The following is a 24597-nucleotide window of genomic DNA, read 5'->3' as shown; positions in this document are numbered from 1 at the left end:
TTCCCTTCCTCCCCAGGTGTTCCGGCGGCCGGGACGGGCCGCCGGGTGGTGCGGTTCAGGTCGGCCGGGTCCGCAGCCAGACCGCGGTGTCCGGGGGCAGCCGGTCGTCGTGCAACGGCCCGCTGGCCAGCAGCACCCGGTCGTACGCGGGCAGCGCCACCGCCTCGGCACCGAGGTTGACCAGGCAGGCGAACCCGGGTTCCCGGGCGAACGCGAGCACCCGTGGCGACGCGGGCAGCCAGGTCAACGTGCCGTCGCCGAGGGCGGATTCGACCCGGCGCAGCGCCAGCGCGGCCCGGTACAGCTCCAGCATCGAGTGCGGGTCGCCGGTCTGGGCGCGGACGGTGCGGTCCTTCCAGTCGGTCGGCTGCGGCAGCCAGGGCACGGCGGCGGCCCCGTCGGGGCTGAACCCGAACGGCGGGGCGTCGCCCTGCCAGGGCAGCGGCACCCGGCAGCCGTCGCGACCCGGGTCGACCCGCCCGGAGCGTTCCCACATCGGGTCCTGCCGCAGCGCGTGCGGGATGTCCTCGACCTCCCACAGTCCCAGCTCCTCGCCCTGGTAGACGTAGGCGGCACCGGGCAGGGCGAGGCTGAGCAGCGCGGCGGCCCGGGCCCGGCGGGTGCCGAGTTCCAGGTCGGTGGGGATGCCCTCACGCTTGGCGGCGAAGCTGAACCGGGTGTCGGCCCGGCCGTAGCGGGTGACGTGCCGGGTGACGTCGTGGTTGGACAGCACCCAGGTGGCCGGGGCGTCGACCGGGGCGTGCGCGCCGAGGGTACCGTCGATGCTCTCCCGCAGCGCGGCGGCGTCCCAGGCGCAGCCGAGGAAGTCGAAGTTGAACGCGGTGTGCAGTTCGTCCGGGCGCAGGTAGTTGGCGAACCGCTGCCGGTCGGGCAGCCATACCTCGCCGACCAGCGCCCGCCCGCCCGGGTAGGAGTCGGCGATGCGCCGCCAGGCGCGGTAGATGTCGTGCACGCCGTCCCGGTCGTGGAACGGGTGCGGCCGGTCCGGGTGGACCTCCGGCAGCGTGCCGTCCTTGACCAGCAGGCCGGCGGAGTCGATCCGGATGCCGTCCACGCCCCGGTCGAACCAGAAGCGCAGGATGTCCTCGAACTCGGCGCGGACCTGTGGGTGGTCCCAGTTGAAGTCGGGTTGCTGCGGGGCGAACAGGTGCAGGTACCAGTCGCCGGGGGTGCCGTCCGGGTCGGTGGTGCGGGTCCAGGTGGGGCCGCCGAACTCGCCCGTCCAGTCGGTGGGTGGCAGGTCGCCGTCGGGTCCTCGGCCGGGACGGAACCAGAACAGCTCCCGTTCGGGGGCGTCCGGGCCGCCGGTGAGCGCGGCCCGGAACCAGGGGTGCGCCTCCGAGCAGTGGTTGGGCACCACGTCGACGATGGTCCGGACGCCGAGCGCGTGCGCCTCGGTGATCAGCGCCTCGACCTCGGCGAGGGTGCCGAAGACCGGGTCGATGTCGCGGTGGTCGGCGACGTCGTAGCCGGCGTCGGCCATCGGTGACGGATACCAGGGGCTGAACCAGATCGCGTCGACGCCGAGGGCGGCGAGGTGGTCCAGGCGGGAGCGGATGCCGGCGACGTCGCCGATCCCGTCGCCGTCGCCGTCGGCGAAGCTGCGCGGATAGACCTGGTAGATCACCGCGGAGCGCCACCACGGGCTGCTGTCGAGCATGGGCACGGTCACCTGCTTTCTGCGGGTCGGTTCTGCTGCGGCGGCTGCGGGCGGCGGGCGGGATGCCCGGTCAGCCTTTGAGGCCGCCGGTGGTCAGGCCGGACATGATGTTCCGTTGGAAGATCAGGAACAGCACGACGGTGGGGATGGCGGCGATGACCGAGGCGGCGATCACCACGTTCATCGGGGTGCCGCCGGCGAAGGCGTAGATGCCGACGCTGACCGTGCGGGTCTCCGGTGACGGCATGACCAGCTTGGGCCAGAGGAAGTCCTTCCAGACCGCCGTCACCGCGAAGATCGCCACCACGCCGAGGATCGGGCGGGACATCGGCAGGACGATCGACCAGAGGGTACGCAGCGGTGACGCGCCGTCGACCACGGCGGCGGCCATCAGGTCGTCCGGGATGGAGTCGAAGAACCGTTTGAGCAGGAAGATGTTGAACGCGTTGGCGACCAGCGGCAGCCAGATCGCGAACGGGGAGTCGAGCAGGTTGAGGTGCACGACCGGAAGGTCGATCACGGTCACGTACTGCGGGACGATGAGCACCATCGCCGGGATCATCAGCGTCGCCAGCATCATGGCGAGGATCAGCCCGCCCAGCACCGGGCGCAGCTTCGACAGCGCGTACGCGGCGGCGGTGTCGAACACGAGTTGGAACAGCACCGCGCCGGTGGCGTAGTAGAAGGTGTTGAACAGCAGCTTGGCCAGATCCAGGCTGGTCCAGGCGTCGACGTAGTTGCCCGGTTGCGGGTCGCGGGGGAACAGCGACGGCGGGGTCTGGGCGATCTCCTGGCCGCTCTTGAGCGCGCCGGTGACCATCCAGTAGAGCGGGCCGAGGAAGACCAGCGTGAACACGACCACGACGACGGTCAGCACGGTCCAGTAGAGGACCCGGCCGCGTCCGCGTCGCAGTTGTGCCGGGGCGATGAGGGTCCGGGTGGTGGGGGCGGCGGCCATGTCCTAGTCCTGTCTCGCGGTCAGTCGCAGGTAGATGGCGGAGAACCCGGCCAGCACCACCAGCATGATCACGCCGAGCGCGGCAGCGCCGTTGAGGTCGTTCTGGAAGAAGCCGTGCTGGTAGATCAGGTACGCCACCGAGGTCGCCGAGTCCTGGGTGCCGGCGCCGTTGGCGAGGATCAGCGGCTCGATGAACAGCTGCATGGTGGCGACGATCTGGAGCATGGCCAGCAGGGCGAGGATCAGCCGGGTCTGCGGGACGGTCACGTGGACGATGCGCCGCCACAGTCCGGCGCCGTCGAGTTCGGCGGCCTCGTACAGCTCGCCGGGGACGTTCTGCAACGCGGCCAGGTAGATCAGCACCGCGCCGCCCATGTTCATCCAGGTCGACGCGAGCACCATGGCCGGCATGGTCATCGTGGGCGACTGCATCCACTCGGAGGTGGGCAGGCCGAGCGCGGTGAGGACCGCGTTGAACAGTCCCGCCCCGCTCGGGTCGTAGGCGTAGAACTTGAACAGGAACAGCGCGGACGCCGGGGGCAGCATCACCGGCAGGTAGACCAGCACCCGCAGGTAGCCGGTGGCGTGGCGCAGCTCGTTGAGCAGGATCGCCACGAGGAACGGGACGGCGTAGCCGAGCACCAGGGCCAGGCCGGTGAAGACGAAGGTGTTCTTCCAGGCCGTCCAGAAGCTCGGATCGGCGATGATCCGGGCGTAGTTGTCCCAGCCGACCCAGGTGGTCTCGCCGCGCCGGGTGCGCTGGAAGCTCATCACCACGCCACGCACCATCGGGTACCAGGAGAAGACGGCGAAGCAGACGAGCGCGCCGACGAGGAACGTGTGCCCGGTCAGGTTGTCCCGTACCCGCCGGCCGCGGCCGGCCCGGCGCGCGGCGGTGGGCTGCGGCGACGGTGTGCGGCGGCCGGGGCGGCGGGTGGCTCCCGGGGCGGTGGTGAGCGCCAAGGCAACTCCCTGCGGTAGTGGGTCCGGTGGCGTGGGGGCCGGGTGGCCGGCCCCCACGCGGGCGGGTCAGCTGTCGGCGGCCAACAGTTGGTTGATCTTGCTCTCGGCCGTGCTGAGCAGGGCGTCGATGTTCGCGTTCGGGTTAGTCAGCACCCCGGACATCGCGGCGTCGAGCACCGCGTAGATGGCCTGGGCGTTGCGCGGCTCGCCCTTGATCGGCACCGGGTTGGCCTCGAAGGCCGCGAAGTTGGCGGTGTCCACGTTGGCGTTGGCCTTGCGCAGGTCCAGTTCCTGCTTCTGCGCGTCGCTGCCGGCGGCGAACAGCAGCGGCTGGGGCAGGCCGACCGGGTAGTTCTGCGGCTTGGCCCGGACGTAGTCGAACTGGCCCTTGCCCGGGGTGAGCTTCTGGAAGGCGATCCACTTCAGACCGGCCTTGACCTGCTCGGGCGACAGGCCCTTCTTGAAGAAGTAGCCCTCGCCGCCGCCGAGCGTCGCCAACGCCTTCCCGTCCTGGCCGGGCAGCGGGCCCATCGCCCAGTCCTGGTACCTGCCCTGGAACTGCGTGACGATCGCCTGGGTGGCGTCGGGCGCGCCGATGAACATGCCGACCTTGCCGGCGCCGGCGTTGGTCAGCAGGTCGCCCCACTGCAGGAGCTGGCGGCTGCCCATGCTGTCGTCGCCGTAGCGCATGTCCCTGAGGTTCTGTAGGACCTGCTTGCCCGCCGGGGTGTTGACGTCGGCCTTCTTGCCGTCGGCGCTGAGCACCTGGCCGCCCTGCGAGTAGAGCAGCGACGTGAAGTGCCAGCCACCGGTGTTGCCGGCGCTGTACTCGGAGTAGCCGGCGACGCCGCCACCGAGCGCGGAGATCTTCTTGGCCGCGGCACGCACCTCGGGCCACGTCTTCGGCGGGGTGGCCGGGTCGAGGCCGGCGCGTTGGAAGAGCGCCTTGTTGTAGATCAGGCCCATCGAGTAGTTCTTCACCGGTACGCCGTAGAGCTTGCCGCCGTCGGTGAAGACCTCCTTGAGCGCCGGGTCGACGCTGTCCCAGGTGGGGATGGTGTCCCTGGTGGCGTAGTCGGTGATGTCCATCGCCTGGCCGGAGTCCAGCACCTGCGCCAGGTCGGTCATGTAGCCGTAGAAGACGTCGGTGACGGTGCCGCCGGCGAGGCGGGCGGTGAAGTCCGGCGGGTTGTTGCACTGCTCGCCGACGCTGACGCTCTTGACGACGATGTCCGGGTTCTGCTGCTGGAACGCGGCGACGTCGTCGTTCCAGTTCTTCAGCAGTTCCTTCTGCGCGCCGACCGGCTGGCAGTCGACCGTGATGGTGACCTTGCCGCCGGCGTCGCTGCTGTCGTCGCTCTTGGTGGAGCACGCCGCCAGGCTGAGCCCGAGGCCGGCCGCGAGCGTCAGGGCCGCGACCTTCCGGTACTGCGGTACGGACATCTGTCCATCCCTTCGGGAACGGTTATCCATGACCTGCACTGATCTGCGGTGACCGGGCGGCGGCCGGTGACGGGGGTGGTGGGGTGGCAGCCGCCCGCGCCCTGCCCCGGACTCGGTGCCCGGGGGTCGGGTTGAGTGGAGTCAATGTAGCGACGCGGACTCTTTACAGCAAGGTTTCGACCGCATCACGAAAGAATTCGACTTGATAGTGGTTGATCGCAACGAGGCCAACCCCGGGCAGCAGCACGGCCGTCGACCGCGGGTGCGGTCGACGGCCGTGGGGGGCGTCGCGGTTCGGTCGTGGCGGGTCAGTCGCGGGGGACGGGGGCGGTGGAGCCGCGTACCACCAGCTCGGGTTCGAAGAGCAGCTCGTCGTGCAGCACACCGGCCCCCTCGATCTGGGTGACCAGCAGGTCGACGGCGGCCTGCCCCATCGTCTCGATGGGTTGGCGCACCGTGGTCAGCGGCGGATCGGTGCAGGTCATGAACGCCGAGTCGTCGAAGCCCACCACCGACACGTCGGCCGGCACCGCGCGACCGAGCCGGCGGGCGGCCCGGACGGTGCCCAGCGCCAGTACGTCGCTGGCGCAGATCACGCCGGTCACGCCCCGCTCGATCAGCCTGGTCGCCGCGACCCGGGCACCCTCCATCGAGAAGCTGGACCGCTCCACCAGGTGGCGGTCGGTGTCCCAGCCGGCGGTACGGACCATCGCGTCCAGCTTGCGCCGCGACGGGATGTGGTCGGCCGGACCGAGCACCATACCGATCGCCTGGTGACCGAGCGAGCGCAGATGCCCGTACGCCTGCTCGACGGCGACCGCGTCGTCGGTGGACACCCGGGGGAAGCCCAGCTCCTCGACGCCCGCGTTGACCAGCACCACCGGCAGGCCCCGGTCGGTCAACCGCCGGTAGTGCTCGTGTGAGGCATCGGCCAGCGCGTACGAGCCGCCCGCGAAGATGACCCCGCTGACCTGGTGGTCGAGCAGCATCTCCACGTAGCCGGATTCCGGCACGCCGCCGATGGTGCGGGCGCACAGCGCCGGGGTGAACCCCCGTTGGGCGAGGGAGCCGGTGACCACCTCGGCCAGCGCCGGGAAGATCGGGTTCTGCAACTCCGGCAGCACCAGGCCGACCAGCCGGGCCCGCTCGCCGCGCAGTTTCGTCGGGCGTTCGTAGCCGAGCACGTCGAGGGCGGTCAGCACCGCCGCCCGGGTCGCCTCGGACACTCCCCCGCGACCGTTGAGCACCCGGCTCACGGTCGCCTCGCTGACCCCCGCCTTGCGGGCCACCTCCGTCAGACGCTTCGTCACGACGGCAATACTACGTCGGATTCTTGCAAAAACTGAACAGCAAGACGGCGAGAATCGGTCCGACCCGGACCGTCACGGCGTCGGAGCGAGTCAGCGAGCCGGCGACCCGCGCCTCGGCCACGATCCTGTGCCATCGGGATACTTGTATACTCTGGTCCGCCGACCTAACAGCCCCTGGCAGAGAAGCAGTGAGCGGACCAGCAGCGAGCAAACCCCAGGTGAGCAGCAGGTCGGTCGTTCTCGACGCGATCCGCGCGGCCGGCACGATCAGCCGGGTCGGGCTGATCCGGGCCACCGGTTTCACCGCGCCGACCATCTCCACCCTGGTCCGCAAGCTGATCAACGAGGACCTGGTGGTCGAGACCGGCCACGCGAAGTCGACGGGCGGCAAACGTCGGGTCCTGCTTCAGCTCAACCACGCCTCCCGGTACGCCGTCGGCGTGCACCTGGACCACGGCGTCATCACGTACGCCCTGACCAACCTGGGTGGCACGGTGGTGGCCCGGATCTCCCGCCCGGGGGCCGGGGCGCAGGAGCCGGCGGTGGTGGTCGCCCGGATCGCCACCGAGATCGCCGCGCTGATCGACGGGGTCGGGGTGGAACGGGACCGCATCCTCGGCGTCGGCCTGGTGTTCCCCGGGCCGGTCAACGCCACCCGGGGCATGGGCGGCCCGCCGGACGTGGGGCTCGCCCCGGCCATGCAACAGTGGAACGGGTTCCCGCTGGGCGCGGCGCTGGAGCGGCTGACGACCCTGCCGGTGGCGCTGGACAACGACGCGACCGCGGCGGCGCTGGGCGAACACTGGACCGGCGGGTTCGGCACGGCGACCTCGGCCGCCGCCCTCTACATGGGCACCGGCATCGGTGCCGGGCTGGTCATCGACGGCAGCACCTACCGGGGGCCGAGCGGCAACGTCGGCGAGTTGGGGCACGTGTGCGTGTCCGCCGACGGGCCCCGGTGCTGGTGCGGGGCGCGGGGCTGTGTGGAGGCGGTGGCCGGGCCGGCCGCGGTGGTCGCCGCCGCCCGGTCGGAGCCGACGACGGCGCGGGCGGTGGGGCTCACGCCCGGTGTCCGCCGGCCCTCGGTGGTCGCCGACTTCGCCGCGATCAGCCGGGCCGCCCGTCGGGGCGAGCCGCACGCGTTGGCGTTGCTGGAGCGGTCGGCCCGGCACGTCGGGGTGGCCGCCCGGACGCTGGCGAACCTGATGGACCTGGAGGTGCTGGTGCTGACCGGGCCGAGCCTGGCCACCGCCGGGTCGGTGTACCTGCCGATCGTCAGGCAGGAACTGCGCGCCTGCTTCGCCCGGGGCACGCACACCGTCGACGTCCGGCTCTCCCGTTCCGCCGCGACGGCCTCGGCGATCGGCGCGGCGGCCCTGGTCCTCGAATCGGAGCTGGTCCCGCCGGGCCACGGGCCACGCCCACCCGAGCAGGTGGCCGGTCACCGGGTCCGGCTCACCGAATCGGCAGGCTGAGGATCCGGGGGTAGGCGATGGACGACACGTGGCGCACGAGCGCGGTGGGGCTGGTGCTGGCCCGGCCGCCCCGCCTGCTCGGCACCGAACCGTTCTTCATGGAGTTCATCGCGGGCATCGAGGAGCGGCTCGCCGCGCACGGCCGGTCGGTGCTGCTGCACGTCGTCGCGCACCACGACGCCGAGATCGCCGCGTACCGCCGGTGGGCGCGGCAGCGGCTGGTCGACGCGGTCGTGCTGGTGAACCCGTCGGTCGACGACGCCCGGCCGGCGGTGCTGCGGGAACTGCGGCTGCCCGTGGTGGTGGCGGGTGAGCCCACCGGGGACAACCCGGCGGTACGCCGCGACGACGCCGGGTCGATGCGGGCCGCCCTGGCGCACCTGGTGACGTTGGGGCACCGGCGGGTGGCACGGATCAGCGGCCCCGACGCGCTGCTGCACACCCGGACCCGCACGGCCGCGATGCTGGCGGCGGCGGCGGAGTCGGGGGTCGACGCGGTCGTCGTGGCGGGCGACTACTCGGCGGAGTCGGGGGCGCGGCTGACCACCGGGCTGCTGGACGGGCCCACACCCCCCACCGCGGTCATCTACGACAACGACCTGATGGCGGTGGCGGGCCTGCACGCGGTGACCGAGTTGGGGTACCGGGTCCCCCGGGACGTCAGCCTGATCGCCTGGGACGACTCCAGCCTGTGCCGGCTGGCCTCGCCGGCGCTGACCACGATGAGCCTCGACGTGCACTCGTTCGGCGAGTCGGTCGGCGAGTCGGTGCTGCGGCTGGTCACCGGCGAGTCGGTGCCGCAGCGCTGGTGCGCGACCGAGACGGTGGTCGCCCGGGGCACGACCGGCCCGCCCCGGTAGGGCGGGAATGCGGTTCCACCTGGCGGTCCGTCGAAACGGCATCGATACGCTTGACTTAATAAGGCGAATAAAGAAAGCTCGCAGGCGCGCTCCCATCGACGCTCCCCTCTATGCCTAGGAGAGCTTCATGACACGTCGTCATGCCCTGCTGGCGGCGACAGCCGCCGGCACGCTGGTGGCCGCCAGCCTGACCGCGGCCACCCTGCCGGCCTCGGCCGCCGCCGCGGGCTGTGCCGTCACCTACACCGTGCAGAGCCAGTGGAACGGCGGGTTCAGCGGCAACGTCGCCATCACCAACCTCGGCTCGGCGCTGACCGGCTGGACGTTGACGTTCGACTTCCCGGACACCGACCAGCGGGTCACCCAGGGCTGGAGCGCCACCTGGTCGCAGTCCGGTGCCCGGGTGTCGGCGACCAGCATGAGCTGGAACAGCGCGCTGAACACCGGCGCGTCCACCACGATCGGCTTCAACGGCGCGTGGAGCGGGACCAACCCCGTACCCACCTCGTTCGCGCTCAACGGGACGACCTGCACCGGCGTGGTCAGCCCGACGACACCCACGCCCCCACCCACGACCACGCCACCGCCGACCACCCCACCGCCCACCACGCCGCCACCCACCACTCCCCCGCCGACCACCACCCCGCCGCCGGGCGGGGCCGCGCCGAGCCTGCGGGTGTCGGGCAACCGGCTGGTCACCGCGGCCGGGGCGACCTACCGCCTGCTCGGCGTCAACCGGGCCAGCGGCGAGTTCGCCTGCGTCCAGGGCAAGGGCATGTGGGACAGCGGCCCGGTCGACCAGGCCTCCGTCGACGCGATGAAGGCCTGGAACATCCGCGCGGTACGCATCCCGCTCAACGAGGACTGCTGGCTCGGCCTGTCCGGGTCGCCCAGCGGGGCCACCTACCAGCAGGCGGTCAAGGCGTACGTGAACCTGCTCGTCGCCAACGGGATCAACCCGATCCTCGACCTGCACTGGACCCACGGCCAGTACACCGGCAACATCTCGGCCTGCACCGACGTCAACGCCACCTGCCAGAAGCCGATGCCGAGCCGGCAGTACACGCCGCAGTTCTGGACCGGGGTGGCCACCGCGTTCAAGGGCAACGACGCGGTGCTGTTCGACCTGTTCAACGAGCCGTACCCGGACGCCGCCAACAACTGGTCGGACATGACGGCCGCGTGGCGCTGCCTGCGGGACGGCGGCACCTGCACCGGCATCGAGTACCAGGTGGCCGGCATGCAGAGCCTGGTCGACGCCGTCCGCGCCACCGGGGCCACCAACGTGCTGCTGGTTCCCGGTCTGACCTGGACCAACGACCTGACCCAGTGGCTGACCTACAAACCGACCGACCCGCGCAACAACATCGTCGCCTCCTGGCACTCGTACAACTTCAACGCCTGCGTCACCGAGAGTTGCTGGGACACCCAGATCGCGCCGGTGGCCGCGCAGGTGCCGGTGCACGCCGGGGAGATCGGCCAGGACACCTGCGCCCACGACTACATCGACCGGTTGATGACCTGGCTGGACGGCAAGCGGCTGGGCTACACCGCGTGGACCTGGAACCCGTGGGGTTGCAGCGGCGGCAACGTGCTCATCGAGGACTACAACGGCACCCCGACCAAGAGCTACGGCGAGGGCTACCGGGCCCACCTGCTCTCCGTCACCCCGTAACCGACCATCCGACCGGTTCCGACCGGCCGGGCCGGCCACGGGTCGGCGCGACACCACCGCCCTCGGCGTGGCGGTGGTGTCGCGCCCTCCCGCGCCGGGCGCCCAGGGGTCAGGAGCAGTTCTTGCCCTTGTTGATGCAGGTCGCGATGCGTTGCATGGTCTGGGCGGAGTTGACGTTGACGAAGTCGTTGTGGTCGGAGAACGGGTTGTGGTTCTCCTCCGGGAACGAGTCGAGTGCGTACTGGCCCTTGAGCTGCACGTCCCGGGGGATGTCGTAGCCGACGGTGATCCGCAACTGCGGGATCGCCCGGAAGCCCTGCGGGCAGGCGCCGGTGGCCCGGTCGGCGAACGCGACGTGGTTGCGGTGGTTGTCGCTGTCGATGTTCCTGCCGTCCCAGCAGCCGGGGAAGTCGTGCACCCGCTGCACCTGGCTGCCGGCGGGGCAGATCGGGTACCTGTCGGAGAGCCGGTCGGCGAAGCCCGAGCAGGTCCAGGTGGCGCGGGCGTTGGCCGGGCCACGGCTGGTGGGTTTGGCGTCACCGGTGAGCGCCCGGAGGAACTTCGGCATCGGCACCACCCGGCTGACCGGGTTGCCGCGGTATTCGATCAGCACCTGCGCCGGGCGGACGATGCCGCCGGTGTTGCCGGGCAGTTCCAGGTCGGGCCCCTGCGGGTCGGGCAGTGCGGCTGCGGTGGTGGGCGCTGCGGTGGTGGGCGTGCCGGCCGGGGCGGGGGCCTGGTCCAGGGTGCAGGTGGCGAACGCGTCGAGGCCCTGCGGGCGGGTGGCCTGCCGGCTGATCGCGATGGCGATCCGGTCGAGCACGGCGATCCGCTTGGCGCGTAGCGGGCCGAGGATGGCGTTGTCGACGAAGGCCGGGCCGCCCTGACCCCGGCTGGTGACGAGGCGTTCGTTGGCCTCGGAGAGCTGCCTGTCGAGTTCGTCGAGGTTGCGGTTCACCTCGGCGAGCGCCCCGGCCGGGACACCGGGCAGCTTGTCCCGCACCGTGGGGCACTGGATGCGTGGGTTGGCCGCCTGGGCCGCCGTGACGCTGGCGCGGTGGGCACCGGCGGGCATCCGGGCGTGCATGTCGTCGTAGCTGACGTCGCACTCGACCAGCGAGACCAGGCCGGGCTGGTTGCCGCCGGCGGCGGTGACCGTGCTGCTGATCTGCCTGATCGTCGTGGCGCGGCGGGCCCGCAACGCGTCGGTGACCTCCCGGTTGAACGCGGCGTCGATGCGGCCCCGGCTGGCGCTCATCCGCTGGTTCGCGGCGGCCTGCTGGCGGTCCAGGTCGGCCAGCAACCGGTCGACGGTGCCCCGGGCCCCGGTGGGGACGGCGCGCAGCCGCTTGCCGACCGGGGGGCAGACGACCATCGGCTGGGTCTGGGCGAGGGCCTGCCGCACCTGGTCGTCGTTGCGGACGCTCTTGTCGATGCGTACCACCGGCCAGAAGTAGGACGACTTGTCGCCGTTGCGGCAGGTGGTGCCGGAGGCGTCCAGGTCGGCGTTGGAGGAGTTGGCGGTGATCGCCAGGTTGCCGACGAAGTCGTGGACGTGTTCGGCGCCGTTGCGGATGCCGGGCTGGGCCACCGGGTTGTCCGGGCTGAACTTGCCGTTGCCGTTCGTGCCGCAGTCCACGGTGAACCGGCCGGTCGACCCGCCGGGGGCCGGTTGCGGGTTGCGCACGTTCGGCGGCACCTTCTCGATCGGCACGAACTGGTCCAGGCTGGTGGCGGCGTCCGCGGTGCCCCTGCCACCGCCGGAGACGAAGGTGACGGTGAGCGCACCGGTGGCCGCCAGAACCAGTGCGGCCAGGGCGATCCGGGCCGGCCGGGTGTGGATCAGCGGGGTCCCGTCGGGTCTGCGGTTCATCGGAAATCTCCTCCAAGCCGGAAACCGGCTGCGGTGATGTGCTGTCGTGCGGGGATACGGCCCGGCGGTGGGCAACGGTCACCGTCGGCCGGGTGCGTCATGGTTCGGTAAGAAGTCCCGACCCGACCGGGCACAACCGGACGCGGCGGCCGGGTGACGGGGTCACCGGCCGCCGCGCGTGCCCGGCACCGTCGAGAGCAGGCGGTGGACTACCAGCCGGTCAGCAGCAGGTGGTTGACCGTGAGCGCCACCGCCGCCTGCACCAGGAGCCACCCGCGCCGGTCGGCCGCGGGGATCAGGGAAGCACCTGCCGTCAGCCAGACGGTGAACGGCAGCCAGATGCGTTCCACCTCGGCCTTGCTGTAACCGGACAGGTCCGCCGCGACGATCACCGCCGTGGCGGCCATCGGCAGCAGCCAGGCGGCGCGTTCGGGGTCCGGCAGCCGCAGCACGACGGCCCGCCACCCGGCCCGCACCGTCCGCCGCAGGATCACCGCCGCCACCGGGCCGGCGGCCACCACGACCAGTGCCAGGTCGGCCCAGACCCAGTAGCCGTACGCCCGGTCGGCGGCGACCCCCTGGTAGTAGCGTTCGACGACCAGGTGGTAGCCGGTCGGCCACCAGAATCCGGCGGCGGTGAACCCGGCGACGACCGGCAGCGCCCCGACGAACGCCCACCCCACGGTGCGGCGGTGCCGGTCGGCCAGCACGACGACCGCCAGCGCGAGCGGGCCCATCAGCACCAGCCCGTACGACAGGTAACAACCGGACGCCAACAGGGCCCCACCGGCGAGGGCCGCCACCGCGCGGCCCCGGGTGACGCCGTGGGCCAGCAGGGCGACACCGGTGGCGGTCACCCCGGCGAACAGCCCGTCGGCCGACACCCCGGCCCACACCGCCCCGGGGAACAGCACCACGAACGGCAGCACCGCACGGGCCGCCGGATCGCTGCCGAGCAGCCGGACGGTGTGCGGCACGGCGACGGCGACCAGCCCCGCCACCAGGATGCACAGCATTCCCGCCCAGCCGCCGCCGCGCAGCCCGACCCGGTCGAGCCCGACGAAGACGAGCAGCGCACCCGGCGGGTGGCCGGAGACGTGGGTGGTCCACGAGTCCGGTTGCCCGTCGAGGATGCGGCCGGCGAAACCGGCGAGCATGGCGGGGACGTCGGTGACGCCGGGGACCTCGTGCAGGTATTCGTAGCGGGTGGCCAGCCGGCCGGCGACGCCGCGCTGCCAGCCGTCGACCAGGGCCAGCGACAGCGTCCAGGCCACGGCGGTGGCGTAGCCGAGCGCGAGCAGCGGTCGCCAGGGCAGCCGGGCGGCCACCGCCGGCCCGTGCCAGCAGACCAGCGCGGCCAGCAGCAGGGCCGCCGGGGTGCCGAGGCCGACGTGCGGCAGCCACTGCGCGAACAGCGGCGCCGCGCTGGCGTGCACCGGGCGGCCCAGCAGGTAGAGCACCCCGCCGGTGACGGCGGCCACCGCGAACAGGCCGACGGCGGCAGCGGCGGCGATCACGTCGGCGCGCGGCGGGCGACGGCGCGGACCACCGTCCGGCTCCGTTCGGAGTCCTCCTGCGCCCTCGGGCGGAGCCGGACGGTTGCCGGGGGTGGCGCTCACCCGCGCAGCGGGGCGTGGGCGAACTCGGCGATCCCCTCGGCGAGTCCCACGGCGGCCCGGAACCCGAGTTCGGTCTCCGCCCGGGTGGGCGAGGCGACCACGTGCCGCACGTCGCCGAGCCGGAACTCGCCGGTGACCACGGGCGGCGGTCCGTCGGCGGCGCGGGCCAGCTCCGTGGCGACGTCGGCGATGGTGACCGGCCGGCCGGAGGCCACGTTGTACGCCCGCCAGCCGGTGCCGGTGCCGGTCGCGTCCAGCCCGGCGAGGTTGGCCGCCGCCACGTCCCGGACGTGCACGAAGTCGCGCCGCTGGCCGCCGTCCTCGAAGACCCGGGGTGCCCGGCCGGCCTCCAGCGCGGACCGGAAGATCGCCGCGACCCCGCTGTACGGGGTGTCGCGGGGCATCCCCGGCCCGTAGACGTTGTGGTACCGCAGCGCCACCACCGCGCCACCGGTCTGCCGGGCCCACGCGGCGGTCAGGTGCTCCTGGGCGGCCTTGCTGGCGGCGTACCCGCTGCGCGGGTCGAGCGGATCGTCCTCGTCGACCAGCCCCGGGGTGAGCGTGGCGGCGCAGCGCGGGCAGGTCGGGTCGTACCGGCCGGCGGCCAGGTCGGCGACGGTACGCGGCGCGGGGCGCACCGGACCGTGCCCGGCGCAGGTGTACGCGCCCTCGCCGTAGACCACCATCGAGCTGGCCAGCACCAGCCGGTGCACGCCCGCCCGGGCCATCGCGGCGAGCAGCACGGCGGTGCCGAGGTCGTTGCAGCCGACGTACTCGGGCAGGTCGTCCAGGTCGACGCCGAGGCCCACCATGGCGGCCTGGTGCACCACCGCGTCGACCCCGTCGGCCAGGACGGCGGCGAGGGCGGGCCGGTCGCGGACGTCGAGCCGGACGAGCGGTGCGCCCGCCACGGTGTCCGGCAGCGGCCGGCGGTGCGCGCCGGGGTGGCCGGAGTCCACCACGGTCACCCGGTGGCCGGCAGCGTGCAGGGCGGTCACCACATGGGTGCCGATGAAACCGGCGCCGCCGGTGACGAGTACGTGGGTCACCCGCCGACGGTAGGGCCGGCGACCGGCGTCGCGCCGCGACGGCGACCAGCCGTCAGTGGTTCGTAAGAACTGCGGCGGCGGGCGGGGATCCGTCATCGTCAGGTAAGAATTTCCGGGCCGGTGGTGCCCTAGCGTCCCGCTGCATGACCGATGTGGTTCTTCCCTGCCGCGACGAGGCCCCGGCCCTGCCCGACCTGCTGGCCCGGATGCCGGCCGGCTACCGGCCGATCGTGGTGGACAACGGCTCGACCGACGGGTCGGCTGCGGTGGCCCGGGCCTGCGGGGCCGAGGTGATCAGCGTGGCCGAGCCCGGGTACGGCGCGGCCGTGCACGCCGGGGTGCTGGCCGCCGACCCGGTCGACGGGGTGGTGTGCGTGCTGGACGCCGACGGCTCGTTCGATCCGGCTCAGCTGCCCCGGCTGGCCGATCCGGTCCGGTCCGGCGCGGCGCACCTGGGCACCGGCCGGCGGCGGCCGACGGGACGCGGGGTGTGGCCGTGGCACGCCCGGGTCGGCAACGCCGTGCTGGCCCACCGGCTGCGCCGCACCACCGGCCTCGACGTGCACGACATCGGGCCGATCCGGGCCGTGCGCCGCGACGACCTGCTGGCGCTGGGGTTGCGGGACCGCCGCTTCGGTTACCCGCTGGAGTTGCTGATCGCGGCCGGTCGGGCGGGCTGGCGGGTGCTGGAGGTCGACGTCGACTACCACCCCCGGGCGGCCGGCACCCGGTCGAAGGTGACCGGCACCGTGCTCGGCACCGCCCGCGCCGTGCGGGACATGGGCACGGTGCTGGCCCGGTGAACGTCCACCGCCGGCCGCCCGCCCTCCAGGTGCTGGTGCTGGCCAAGACGCCGGTGCCCGGCCGGGTCAAGACGCGGCTCTGCCCGCCCTGCACCCCGGAGCAGGCCGCCCGGGTCGCCGCGGCGGCCCTGGCCGACACCCTCGACACCGTCGCCACCGCCACCGCCGACGCCCGGGTGCTGGTCGTCGACGGTGACCTGCCGGCCCCGCCCGGCTGGGAGCGGCTCGCCCAGCGGGGTGGCCCGCTCGCCGACCGCCTCGCCCACGCGTTCGCCGACACCCGGGTGGCGGGCGCGGCGACCCTGCTGGTCGGCATGGACACCCCGCAGCTCACCGCCGTGCACCTGGACACCGCGCGGCACCTGCTCGGCCGGGCGGACGGGCCGGACGCGGTGCTCGGACCGGCCGACGACGGCGGCTGGTGGACGCTGGGGCTGCGCGATCCCGGCCACGCCACGGCGCTGCGGACGGTGCCCACCTCGGTGGCGAGCACCGGCGCGCGCACCCTGGCGGCGTTGCGCCACCGGGGTCTGCGGGTGCACCTGCTGCCCCGGCTGCGGGACGTGGACACCGCCGTCGACGCGCACGCGGTGGCGGCGCTGTGCCCACCGGACAGCCGGTTCGCCCGCGCGGTCGCCGTCGACGTCCCGTCGCCCACGGCGGTGGCCTGGTGAACGCGGTGGCGCTGTTCGACGCCGTGTTCGACAGGGCCGCGGCGGGTGTGCCCGCCGCGTTCACCGCCCGGTATCCCGGTGGTGGGGTGCTGCGGTTCGATCCGGCGGTGTGGTGTCGGGACGCCGTCGCCGGGGACGCGTCGCTGCTGGCCCGGTGCACCGGCCCGACCCTCGACGTCGGGTGTGGACCGGGCCGGCTCACCGGTGCGCTGATCGACGCCGGGCAGCCCGCGCTCGGCATCGACGTCAGCGCCACCGCCGTCCGGTTGGCCCGGGGGCGCGGCGCGGTGGCCCTGCGCCGGGACGTGTTCGGGCCGGTGCCGGGTGCCGGGCGGTGGCGGCACCTGCTGCTGGCCGACGGCAACGTGGGCATCGGCGGTGACCCGTACCGGCTGCTGCGCCGGTGCCGGCGGCTGGTGGCCCCCGACGGCCGGTTGCACGTCGAGTTCGCGCCGCCGGGCACCCCGGCCTGGTCCGGTACGGCCACGGTGCGGACGCCTGACGGTGCGGACGGTCCGTTGCCCTGGGCCTGCGTACCCCTGGACGGTCTTGCGGCGCTGGCCGGGGCGACGGCGCTGCGGGTGCGCGACACCTGGACCGAGGGGGGCCGGTGGTTCGCCACCCTCGGCCCCGGGTGAGCGGCCGGCCGATGGTGCCACGGCGGCCCGCCCCGCCGGTGACCCCCGACCGGTTCCCGTCCCCGCTGCGGTCGACCCGGCTGACCAGCCAGCTCGGTGTCGCGCTCGGGGTGGCGTTCGCCGTCTGTTTCCTCACCGGGCTGCTCAGTCACCTGATCCAGCACCCGCCTGGCTGGTTCCGGTGGCCGGCACGGCCGGTGGGGCTCTACCGGTTCACCCAGGGGCTGCACGTGGCGACCGGGCTGGCCACGGTGCCGCTGCTCGGGGCCAAGCTGTGGTCGGTCTACCACCACCTGTTCCGCTGGCCGCCGGTGCGCTCGGTCGTCCACGCGCTGGAACGGGTGAGCGTCGGCGTGCTGGTCGCCGCAGCCCTGTTCGAGGTGGTCGGCGGGGTGTTGAACGTCGCCCGCTGGTACGCGCCGATGCCGTTCTTCTTCACCGCCGGGCACTACCGGGTGGCCTGGCTGGCGGTGGGTGCGCTGCTGGTGCACGTCGGCGTGCAGTTGCCGGCGGTCCGGGCCGCGCTGGCCCGCCCGGGCGGTGGGTCGCCGCAGGAGCGGCTCAGCCGGCGCGGGCTGCTCGCCGGGGTGGCCGCCGCGGCCGGGCTGATCACCCTGACCACGGTCGGGCAGACCGTCCGGCCGCTGTCCGGCCTGGCGGTGCTCGCCCCGCGCCGGCCCGACGTGGGCCCGCAGGGGCTGCCGGTGAACCGGACCGCCCGCCGGGCCGGGGTGGACGTCGCGGAGCCGGCGTACCGGCTGGTGGTCGAGGGCCCGGGTGGACGGGTCGGGTTGGATCTCGCCGCGCTGCGTGCCCTGCCGCAGCACACCGCCGACCTGCCGGTCGCCTGTGTGGAGGGGTGGAGCGCGACCGGGCGGTGGACCGGGGTGCGGCTGCGGGACCTGGTCGCGCTGGTCGGGGCGGACCCGGACCGGGCGAGCGTCCGCGTCGAGTCGTTGGAGGCGGCCGGCCGTTACCGGGCGTCGACGGTCGGGCCGGCGCACGTACGTGACCCGTTGACGCTGATCGCGTTGCGGCTGGGCAGGGAGCCCCTGCATCCCGACCACGGCTACCCGGCCCGCTTGATCGCCCCGAACCGGCCGGGTGTGCTCCAGACCAAGTGGGTCGGCCGGCTCGTCGTACGGGAGGCGGAGTGAGGACCCGGGTGGCGCTGGTCGCGGCCGGCGTCCTGCTCATCGGGTACGCCGTGGTGGGCGCGTCGACCGACCCGGGGCTGGCCCCGGCGGGGGTGCTGGTGTTCCTGGCCGGGGTGCTGGTCGGGCACGACGTGGTCTGGATGGCCGGGCTGCTGGCCGTCGGGGCGCTGCTCGCCCGGTTCGTGCCGCGCCGGCACCGGCCGGTGGTGCGGGCCGGGGCGGTCGGTGCCGCCGCGCTGACCGTCGTGGCACTGCCGCTGGTGCTGGGCTTCGGCCGGCCGTCTGACGATCCTTCGGTGCTGCCGCTGCCGTACGGCCGCAACCTGGTCGTGGTGCTGCTGCTCGTCGCCGCCGCGACGGCGGTGGGCTGCCTGGCGGTGGAGTTGCGGCACCGCCGCCGCACGGCCGGTCGGGGCGGAGCGGGGGCGCGGCCACGGGCCGCCGACGAGGGGCCGCCGGGGCGCGTCGGTCCACCCTGATCGCACCACACGCCCGGCAGCGCGAACGACACTTGTCGATGCTTGACACCCCGGGGGCGTTCGGTGAGACTTGCCAGCAACACGCAGGCAACATTCAGGACACCCTTCGCGACCCGCTCATGTTAACGCTAACAGCGGTGGTCGCCCGCCGCCGGCACACCCGGTGGGCATGCTCGGACGACATCGGCGCGATGTCCCGACCAGAGAGGCCCGATCACGTGACCGACCACTCCCCGCCCCGGACCACGTCACCCTCGGCGGCGTCGCGGCGACACCGTCCGCTCCGCCGGCTGCTGGTCACGCTGACCGCCGTGGCGACCGCGATGGTCGGCGGCGCGGTCGTCGTGTCGTCCCCGGCCGCCGCCGCCACCAGTGGGTTCCGTGGCATGAACTGGGCCGTGCTGGGCGACAACTTCAGCACCGGTCCGCTCGTCGTGCAGGGCCTCAGCTCCTCCGACAGCAACGCGACGGTACGGGCCAAGGCCAACGCCCTCTACGACGACATGGCCGCCACCATGGGGGTGAACACCGTCCGGCTGCCGATCAACACGCACACGGTCGGTACGGCGTGGTGGGAGGCGTACCGGGGGGCCATCGACGCCGCCACCGCACGCGGGTTCAAGGTCATCCTGGCGTACTGGGAGGACGGCGCCGCCTCCGGTGGCCGGATCACCAACCTCGCCGCCTGGAACGCGATGTGGTCCACGGTGACCAACACGTACGGCAGCAACCCCAACGTCTACTTCGAACCGATGAACGAGCCGCACGGCTACAGCTCGGCGGAGTGGCGCACGGTGGCCGCCAACTGGCTCAGCTACCACTACTCGGCGGTGCCCGGTCGGGTCCTCATCGGCGGCACCGGCTTCAGCCAGGACCTGCGGGACATCTGCAACGACAGCCGGTTCAACGCGACGCTGCTCTCCTTCCACCACTACGCGTTCTTCTACAGCGAGATGAGCTACGACGCCTTCCGCAGCCACATCCAGACCCGGCTGGGCAACTGCGCCTCCCGCGCCGTCGCCACCGAGTGGGGCGCGCCGATGAACGACGGCCGCAACTACGCCGACCCGAACAGCACCGACAACTTCGTCCGGCACATCCGGGCGATGGCCCAGGTGATGCGGGACAACCAGATGGGCGGCACCTACTGGCCCGCTCTCGGCGGCAAGCCCGGCACCATCGGCTACGACTGGTACTCGATGTACGCGCTCAGCGGCAGCGGCACCGACCTCAACCTGAGCATCCGTAACCCCTCCGGGGCCGACCGGGTCCGCTACGGGTGGGGCGACACCGTCGGCGACGGCCCCACCACGCCGCCCCCGAGCAGCGGAACGTACTACCGGGTCACCGTGCGGCACAGCGGCAAGACGATGGACGTCCAGCAGCCGAACACCGACAACGGGGCGCGGGTCGGCCAGTACACCTACGCCGGCAACGCCTGGCAGCAGTGGCAGTTCGTCGACGCGGGCAGCGGCTACTGGCGCGTCGTGAGCCGGCACAGCGGGAAGTGCCTCGACGTGACCAGCGCCTCCACCGCCGACGGTGCCGAACTCATCCAGTACACCTGCGGCAGCGGCACCAACCAGCAGTTCCAGATGGTCACCAACGGCAGCTACTTCCAGCTCCGGGCCCGGCACAGCAACAAGTGCGTGGACGTGCCGGCCTCGTCGACCGCCGACGGCCAGGTGCTCAAGCAGTACACCTGCAACAGCGGCGCCAACCAGCAGTGGTCCCGTACGGCCGTCTGACGACCGGTCCGGTCGCCGCACCGACCCCGGTGCGGCGGCCGGGCGTCGGGCCTGCCGTGGGCCGGTGACCCGCGACCGGGGCACCCGGCTCTACCGGCCGTCGGCGGCCGGGCCGGGCAGGCGGCGGGCCAACCCCCGGCGCAGCAGGGCACCGAGTCAAACGGGCCGTCCCGCCAGGCGTGCCCGTCAGTGCAGTCGACGCTTCCAGTCCGGCGGCACCCGACCCTCGGGGCCGGGGGCGGGCTGGTCGGACGGACGCGACTGCGGCGGGGCCAGCTGTGGGCCGTGCGGGTGGAACTGGTCGGCCGGGTAGTCCCAGAACCAGTCCTCGCCCGGTTCGAAACTCTGCACCACCGGATGCCCCTCGCTGGTGGCGTGCGCCGTGGCGTGCTGGCCCGGCGACGAGTCGCAGCAGCCGACGTGGCCGCAGGCCGCGCAGCGGCGCAGGTGGAACCACCACCCGCCGGACGACTCGCACTCGACGCAGCCGGGGCCGCTGGGCGGGGTGGCCGGACTGATCCCCACCGTGGTCGCGGTGAGCGGCTCGGGTTGATCCTGCACGCGGTGTCCTCTCGACTCGCCGGCTACGGTACCCGGACCGCCGGGCCGGCGTCCCGTCCCGATGCCGCCCACGCGTACCCCGCCCGGGCCGGGTCACCCGACCGCACCGGTGCGCCCCCGTTCACCGTCGCCCGGTACCGCCGGGGTCACCCGTCGCGCCCGGCAGGGTCCGTCGGGTGCGCGTCGGACCCGTCAGAGGTCGGCCAGGATGCCGGCCAGTTCGACCGGGCGGCTGAGCATCGGCCAGTGCCCGGAGTCGATGTCGACCAGGTCGACGTGCCGGGCCTTGGCGAGTTCGGGCAGGTCACCCGCGTCGATCAGGGCCTGCGCATCGGCCGGGGAGTACTCGGGGCAGACCAGCACGACCGGCACCTCGTACCGCCGGGTGTCGGTCAGCCGGACGGTCCCCCGGGCGACGGCCTCGGGCACCGGGACGGCGGCGTCGGCGAACTCCCGCCGGGCCCGGTCGTCGAGGTCGGCCGCGTCCGGGCCCTCGAAGGGCGCCCAGCCGGGGAAGGGCATCACGCCGTCCTCGATCGGGAAGAAGTCGGCGTAGGAGTCCCCGTCGGCAGGGGGGAACCCGCCGATCAGCACCACCCTGCGCACCGTCGAGGGACGGGCGTCGGCGGCCAGCCAGGCCAGGGAGCAGGCGGCCGAGTGCCCCACCACCAGCGATCCGCCAGGTGCCGCGTCGACGGCGGCCAGCACCGCGTCGACCTGGTCGTCGAGCGTCGCCGTGGTCTTCCCGTCACCCTGGCCGGGCAGGCGTACCGCCACCGCGTGCCGGCCACGCCGGGCCAGTTCGGCCAGCACCCCGTCCCACACCGGGGCGTCGAGCCAGAGCCCACCGACGAGGACGATCTGTTCATCCGTCATACGGTCAACCTAGAACGGGTTCCGGACGTTTTCCTTCCGGTACCGTCCGGGCGTGGAGAACGTCAGCCCCACCGCACGTGCCCTGCGGACGCTCGACATCCTGCGCGACCGGCCCGGCACGACGGCCGCCCAGCTCGCCGCGGGCCTCGGCGTGACCGAGCGGGCCGCGCGCCGCTACGTCGAGGTCCTGCGGGAGGCCGGCATCCCGGTCGAGTCCGTCCGGGGGCCGTACGGGGGCTACCGGCTCGGCCGGGCGGCGCGGTTGCCGGCCGTCGTGTTCACCCAGGAGCAGGTCCTCGGCCTGGTGATGGCCGTGCTCGACGGGCAGCCGGCCGCGGTCGACGCCGACGGGCTGGTCGGCGTCGCGTTGAGCAAACTCATCCGGGCGCTGCCCGACAGCGTCGGACGGCAGGCGGCGGCGCTGCGCGCGTACGCGGCGGCCGCCGCCGACCGGCGGGCGGTGCAGGCCGACCCGATCACGACCAGCGCGCTGGTCACCGCCGTGGCCGACCGTCGCCGGGTGGCCATCAGCTACACCACCGAGCGGGGCACGTCGTGGGAGGCCGAGGTCGACCCGTGGGCGGTGGTGGTGCGTCACGGCCGCTGGTACCTGCTGTGCCACTCGCACCGGGCGGACGCGGTCCGTACGTTCCGCATCGACCGGATCGGGGCGGTGCGGCACCTGGCCCGGCCGTTCACCCCGCCCGCCGACCTCGACCCCGTCGCCACCCTGGAGGCGCACCTGGGTTCCGGGTGGAAGTACCCGACCCGGGTGGTCTTCCACGAACCCTACGAACGGGTGGCCCCCTGGGTCGGACCGACGATGGGCCGGCTGGAGCCGGCCGGCGAGCGCTGCGTGCTCACCGGCAGCACCACCAACGCCCGGATGTACGCCGGGGAGTGGCTGGCCGCCGTCCCGTTCGGGTTCACCGTGGAGGAGGGGCCCGAACTGCGGGCCGCGGTGGCCGCGCTCGCCGCCCGCCTCACCGCCGCCGTGGCGGACACCCCCCGACCGGTGGTCACCGACCGCGCCACCCGTTCGGACGGGCCCCGGTCCCGCCGGTCGCCGCGGTAGTACGTGGCGTACGACCTACTGGGTATTCGGGCTACGCCGATCCGCTACCTGAAACGCCCCTGCCCGCTCTGCTAGTTTGATGCCGTAGTAGGGAGAGGCGGGTGTTTCCGAAATGACCGTCCGGCGCGGCGTTTACTTCCTGGCCAATGACTACGTACTGGATCGGGCAATCGCCTTCCTGAACAGCTTTCGCGCCCACCACGAGTCGTTGCCGTTGTGCCTGATCCCGTTTGCGGACGATATCGACGACGTGCTGAAGCTGCAGTCCCGCTTCGACTTCTCGGTCTGGTCGGGTGACCCGGCCGTCCTGGCCGCCTGCGACGACATCAGCCGGGCGTTCCACGGTGAGGTCAAGGGGCACTATCGAAAGCTGGCCGCCTGGGAGGGCGGGTACGACGAGTTCGTCTACGTGGACACGGACACGATCCTGCTACGCGACCTGAGCTTCGCCTACGACCTTCTCGACACGTACGGTTTCGTGACGACCACCTCGAACGTCCCGGCCAACACGAAATGGGTGTGGCAGCAATCCGTCCGCGGGACCGGGGTGCTGACGGCCGAGCAGATAGAATATGCAGCCGGAACCCAGTTCATCGCCTCCCGCAAGGAGTGCCTGCGGTTCGCCGAGGTGCTTCCCCGAATGGATGCCGCACTGGCTCTTTCGGGGCACATGGCGCTGGTGACGCTGGAGATGCCGCTGCTGAACTATCTGATGGTGACGTCGGGTCGGCCGTACACCAGCCTTCGGGTGCTGGCCGGCGCGGAAGGTGGGGGCGAACCCCCACCTGGCGACATCCCGCAGGAACGGTGGGCCGGCGACCCGATCGGCCCCGTACGCGACGGCCGGCTGGTGACGCCCGGATCGCCGCCGGTCTTCCTGGTGCACTGGGCGGGCATGTGGTGGGAACTCGAACGGGGCGACCGCGTCGAGCTGCCGCACGGCGACCTGTGGAGCTACTACCGGTGGCTGGGCGACGCCGGGGGTCACTTGGCGGACCTGCCCTGATTTCCTTCGATCAGGTAGGCGGCTGCGGCCTTGCGTACCGCGTCGACCCGGGAGACGGCGTCCAGCTTGCCGTAGATGTTGGTCAGGTGACGTTTGACCGTCGCCTCGGTGATCCGTAGCCGGGTGGCGATCTGGGCGTTGCTCAGGGCCTGGGCGGTCAGCCGCAGGACCTCCAGCTCCCGCTCGGTCAGCTCGCCCTCGTAGGGGATGCGCCGCTGCTTGACCAGGCGTTCGACGGTCCGCCGGGACACCGACAACCTGATGGTTGCCGGCTCGTCGGCAGCGGCGACCACCACCGCGATCAGTTCGGCCCGGTGGATGGTCTTGACCAGGTAGGCGACCGCCCCGCATTCGAGCGCCTCGTACACCACGTCGGCGTCGTCGTGCATGGCGAGCACGACGGCCCGGGTGCGCGGGCACAACCGGCGGAGCTGCCGCAGCACCGCGACGATGCCGGGGCCGGGGATCTCCACGTCGAGCAGGAGCACGTCCGGCTGCCGCTCGACGCAGAGCGCGATGGCCGCGTCGCCGTGCGCCGCCTCACCGACGACCCGCAGACCCGGGTTGTTGGCGAGCATCTCGCGGACCCCGTCGCGGAACAGGGTCTGGTCGTCGGCGAGGGCGACCGTGACCTGCTCGCTGGCGGGGCGGCTCACCGCCGTCCGCCGGCCGAC

General features: G+C 73.1%; 22 protein-coding genes. 11 read left to right on the top strand and 11 right to left on the bottom strand.

Translation table 11 applies throughout. The features are described from left to right. Nucleotides 1-55: 55 nt before the first annotated feature. The 5 genes from JQN84_RS28965 to JQN84_RS28945 form a co-directional block, all read right to left on the bottom strand. Nucleotides 56-1681: a glycoside hydrolase family 13 protein gene (locus tag JQN84_RS28965; RefSeq protein ID WP_204961787.1), complete on the bottom strand. Its 1626-nt coding sequence runs from the start codon at nucleotides 1679-1681 to the stop codon at nucleotides 56-58. Between the two features lie 70 nt (nucleotides 1682-1751). Continuing rightward, nucleotides 1752-2639, bottom strand: a complete 888-nt coding sequence (locus JQN84_RS28960) for a carbohydrate ABC transporter permease (RefSeq protein WP_204961759.1) — start codon at nucleotides 2637-2639, stop codon at nucleotides 1752-1754. Nucleotides 2640-2642: 3 nt separating this feature from the next. After that, nucleotides 2643-3602: a carbohydrate ABC transporter permease gene (locus JQN84_RS28955; RefSeq protein WP_204961758.1), complete on the bottom strand. Its 960-nt coding sequence runs from the start codon at nucleotides 3600-3602 to the stop codon at nucleotides 2643-2645. A gap of 66 nt (nucleotides 3603-3668) precedes the next feature. Continuing rightward, nucleotides 3669-5045: an ABC transporter substrate-binding protein gene (locus tag JQN84_RS28950; RefSeq protein WP_204961757.1), complete on the bottom strand. Its 1377-nt coding sequence runs from the start codon at nucleotides 5043-5045 to the stop codon at nucleotides 3669-3671. A gap of 308 nt (nucleotides 5046-5353) precedes the next feature. Beyond that, nucleotides 5354-6355 carry a LacI family DNA-binding transcriptional regulator gene (locus tag JQN84_RS28945; protein ID WP_204961756.1) on the bottom strand — a complete coding sequence of 334 codons (1002 nt, stop codon included), beginning with the start codon at nucleotides 6353-6355 and terminating at the stop codon, nucleotides 5354-5356. 218 nt (nucleotides 6356-6573) lie between these two features. Between JQN84_RS28945 and JQN84_RS28940 the strand changes: the two genes are divergently transcribed. The 3 genes from JQN84_RS28940 (at nucleotide 6574) to JQN84_RS28930 (ending at nucleotide 10365) form a co-directional block, all read left to right on the top strand. Next, a complete protein-coding gene (locus tag JQN84_RS28940) occupies nucleotides 6574-7830 on the top strand; it encodes an ROK family protein (RefSeq protein ID WP_204961755.1) in 1257 nt (418 codons plus the stop codon). 17 nt (nucleotides 7831-7847) lie between these two features. Further along, on the top strand, nucleotides 7848-8690 hold the full coding sequence (locus JQN84_RS28935) for a LacI family DNA-binding transcriptional regulator (RefSeq protein ID WP_204961754.1): 843 nt from the start codon (nucleotides 7848-7850) through the stop codon (nucleotides 8688-8690). 127 nt (nucleotides 8691-8817) lie between these two features. Further along, nucleotides 8818-10365: a cellulase family glycosylhydrolase gene (locus JQN84_RS28930; RefSeq protein ID WP_204961753.1), complete on the top strand. Its 1548-nt coding sequence runs from the start codon at nucleotides 8818-8820 to the stop codon at nucleotides 10363-10365. Nucleotides 10366-10474: 109 nt separating this feature from the next. Here the strand turns inward: JQN84_RS28930 and JQN84_RS28925 are convergent, their stop codons facing one another. The 3 genes from JQN84_RS28925 to JQN84_RS28915 all read right to left on the bottom strand — a co-directional run bounded on the left by JQN84_RS28925 (nucleotide 10475) and on the right by JQN84_RS28915 (nucleotide 14906). Then, nucleotides 10475-12238 carry a DUF1996 domain-containing protein gene (locus JQN84_RS28925; protein ID WP_204961752.1) on the bottom strand — a complete coding sequence of 588 codons (1764 nt, stop codon included), beginning with the start codon at nucleotides 12236-12238 and terminating at the stop codon, nucleotides 10475-10477. Between the two features lie 209 nt (nucleotides 12239-12447). Further along, the gene (locus JQN84_RS28920) at nucleotides 12448-13755 is read right to left on the bottom strand and encodes a hypothetical protein (protein WP_372446024.1); all 1308 of its coding nucleotides are present in this window, start codon (nucleotides 13753-13755) and stop codon (nucleotides 12448-12450) included. A 98-nt stretch (nucleotides 13756-13853) separates the two neighbouring features. Next, on the bottom strand, nucleotides 13854-14906 hold the full coding sequence (locus tag JQN84_RS28915; RefSeq protein ID WP_307821472.1) for an NAD-dependent epimerase/dehydratase family protein: 1053 nt from the start codon (nucleotides 14904-14906) through the stop codon (nucleotides 13854-13856). 143 nt (nucleotides 14907-15049) lie between these two features. Here JQN84_RS28915 and JQN84_RS28910 point away from each other — a divergent pair, with 143 nt between their 5' ends. The 6 genes from JQN84_RS28910 to JQN84_RS28885 all read left to right on the top strand — a co-directional run bounded on the left by JQN84_RS28910 (nucleotide 15050) and on the right by JQN84_RS28885 (nucleotide 20405). Then, nucleotides 15050-15709: a glycosyltransferase family 2 protein gene (locus tag JQN84_RS28910; RefSeq protein WP_204961749.1), complete on the top strand. Its 660-nt coding sequence runs from the start codon at nucleotides 15050-15052 to the stop codon at nucleotides 15707-15709. After that, the gene (locus JQN84_RS28905) at nucleotides 15706-16383 is read left to right on the top strand and encodes a TIGR04282 family arsenosugar biosynthesis glycosyltransferase (RefSeq protein WP_204961748.1); all 678 of its coding nucleotides are present in this window, start codon (nucleotides 15706-15708) and stop codon (nucleotides 16381-16383) included. The genes JQN84_RS28910 and JQN84_RS28905 overlap by 4 nt, the downstream gene beginning before the upstream one ends. Further along, the gene (locus tag JQN84_RS28900) at nucleotides 16380-17021 is read left to right on the top strand and encodes a methyltransferase domain-containing protein (protein WP_281896210.1); all 642 of its coding nucleotides are present in this window, start codon (nucleotides 16380-16382) and stop codon (nucleotides 17019-17021) included. Before JQN84_RS28905 ends, JQN84_RS28900 begins: the two co-directional genes overlap by 4 nt. Next, nucleotides 17018-18178 (top strand): molybdopterin-dependent oxidoreductase, encoded by a 1161-nt coding sequence (locus JQN84_RS28895; RefSeq protein ID WP_307821471.1) that lies wholly within the window; start codon nucleotides 17018-17020, stop codon nucleotides 18176-18178. The genes JQN84_RS28900 and JQN84_RS28895 overlap by 4 nt, the downstream gene beginning before the upstream one ends. Continuing rightward, nucleotides 18175-18657, top strand: a complete 483-nt coding sequence (locus JQN84_RS28890) for a hypothetical protein (RefSeq protein ID WP_204961746.1) — start codon at nucleotides 18175-18177, stop codon at nucleotides 18655-18657. Before JQN84_RS28895 ends, JQN84_RS28890 begins: the two co-directional genes overlap by 4 nt. 218 nt (nucleotides 18658-18875) lie before the next feature. Further along, complete coding sequence (locus JQN84_RS28885) at nucleotides 18876-20405, top strand: RICIN domain-containing protein (RefSeq protein WP_307821470.1); 1530 nt, start codon at nucleotides 18876-18878, stop codon at nucleotides 20403-20405. Between the two features lie 186 nt (nucleotides 20406-20591). Here JQN84_RS28885 and JQN84_RS32170 read toward each other — a convergent pair whose 3' ends face one another. Then, nucleotides 20592-20966 carry a UBP-type zinc finger domain-containing protein gene (locus JQN84_RS32170; protein ID WP_281896204.1) on the bottom strand — a complete coding sequence of 125 codons (375 nt, stop codon included), beginning with the start codon at nucleotides 20964-20966 and terminating at the stop codon, nucleotides 20592-20594. A gap of 192 nt (nucleotides 20967-21158) precedes the next feature. Beyond that, nucleotides 21159-21842: an alpha/beta fold hydrolase gene (locus JQN84_RS28875; RefSeq protein ID WP_204961744.1), complete on the bottom strand. Its 684-nt coding sequence runs from the start codon at nucleotides 21840-21842 to the stop codon at nucleotides 21159-21161. A 52-nt stretch (nucleotides 21843-21894) separates the two neighbouring features. On the opposite strand from JQN84_RS28875, the gene JQN84_RS28870 reads away from it, so the two are divergent. Together JQN84_RS28870 and JQN84_RS28865 are read left to right on the top strand one after the other, a co-directional pair. Further along, on the top strand, nucleotides 21895-22917 hold the full coding sequence (locus JQN84_RS28870; RefSeq protein ID WP_204961743.1) for a helix-turn-helix transcriptional regulator: 1023 nt from the start codon (nucleotides 21895-21897) through the stop codon (nucleotides 22915-22917). Between the two features lie 112 nt (nucleotides 22918-23029). Further along, entirely contained in the window at nucleotides 23030-23923 is an 894-nt protein-coding gene (locus JQN84_RS28865) for a hypothetical protein (RefSeq protein WP_204961742.1), read from the top strand. Here JQN84_RS28865 and JQN84_RS32450 read toward each other — a convergent pair. Then, nucleotides 23902-24579 carry a response regulator gene (locus tag JQN84_RS32450; protein WP_281896196.1) on the bottom strand — a complete coding sequence of 226 codons (678 nt, stop codon included), beginning with the start codon at nucleotides 24577-24579 and terminating at the stop codon, nucleotides 23902-23904. The genes JQN84_RS28865 and JQN84_RS32450 overlap by 22 nt on opposite strands. Between the last annotated feature and the right edge of the window lie 18 nt (nucleotides 24580-24597).

Origin of the sequence: Micromonospora humidisoli (assembly GCF_016900955.1) — a bacterium.
GTDB classification, from domain to species: Bacteria; Actinomycetota; Actinomycetes; order Mycobacteriales; family Micromonosporaceae; genus Micromonospora; species Micromonospora wenchangensis.
Note: the sequence above shows the minus strand (reverse complement) of the source record. Positions and strands in the feature narration are given on the sequence as shown.

What these genes read in the sequence shown, in the direction of transcription:
- JQN84_RS28965 (WP_204961787.1), bottom strand. Translation starts at nt 1,681, where the DNA reads ATGCTCGACAGCAGCCCGTGGTGGCGCTCCGCGGTGATCTACCAGGTC.
- JQN84_RS28960 (WP_204961759.1), bottom strand. Translation starts at nt 2,639, where the DNA reads ATGGCCGCCGCCCCCACCACCCGGACCCTCATCGCCCCGGCACAACTG.
- JQN84_RS28950 (WP_204961757.1), bottom strand. Translation starts at nt 5,045, where the DNA reads ATGTCCGTACCGCAGTACCGGAAGGTCGCGGCCCTGACGCTCGCGGCC.
- JQN84_RS28935 (WP_204961754.1), top strand. Translation starts at nt 7,848, where the DNA reads ATGGACGACACGTGGCGCACGAGCGCGGTGGGGCTGGTGCTGGCCCGG.
- JQN84_RS28930 (WP_204961753.1), top strand. Translation starts at nt 8,818, where the DNA reads ATGACACGTCGTCATGCCCTGCTGGCGGCGACAGCCGCCGGCACGCTG.
- JQN84_RS28925 (WP_204961752.1), bottom strand. Translation starts at nt 12,238, where the DNA reads ATGAACCGCAGACCCGACGGGACCCCGCTGATCCACACCCGGCCGGCC.
- JQN84_RS28910 (WP_204961749.1), top strand. Translation starts at nt 15,050, where the DNA reads ATGACCGATGTGGTTCTTCCCTGCCGCGACGAGGCCCCGGCCCTGCCC.
- JQN84_RS28875 (WP_204961744.1), bottom strand. Translation starts at nt 21,842, where the DNA reads ATGACGGATGAACAGATCGTCCTCGTCGGTGGGCTCTGGCTCGACGCC.
- JQN84_RS28865 (WP_204961742.1), top strand. Translation starts at nt 23,030, where the DNA reads ATGACCGTCCGGCGCGGCGTTTACTTCCTGGCCAATGACTACGTACTG.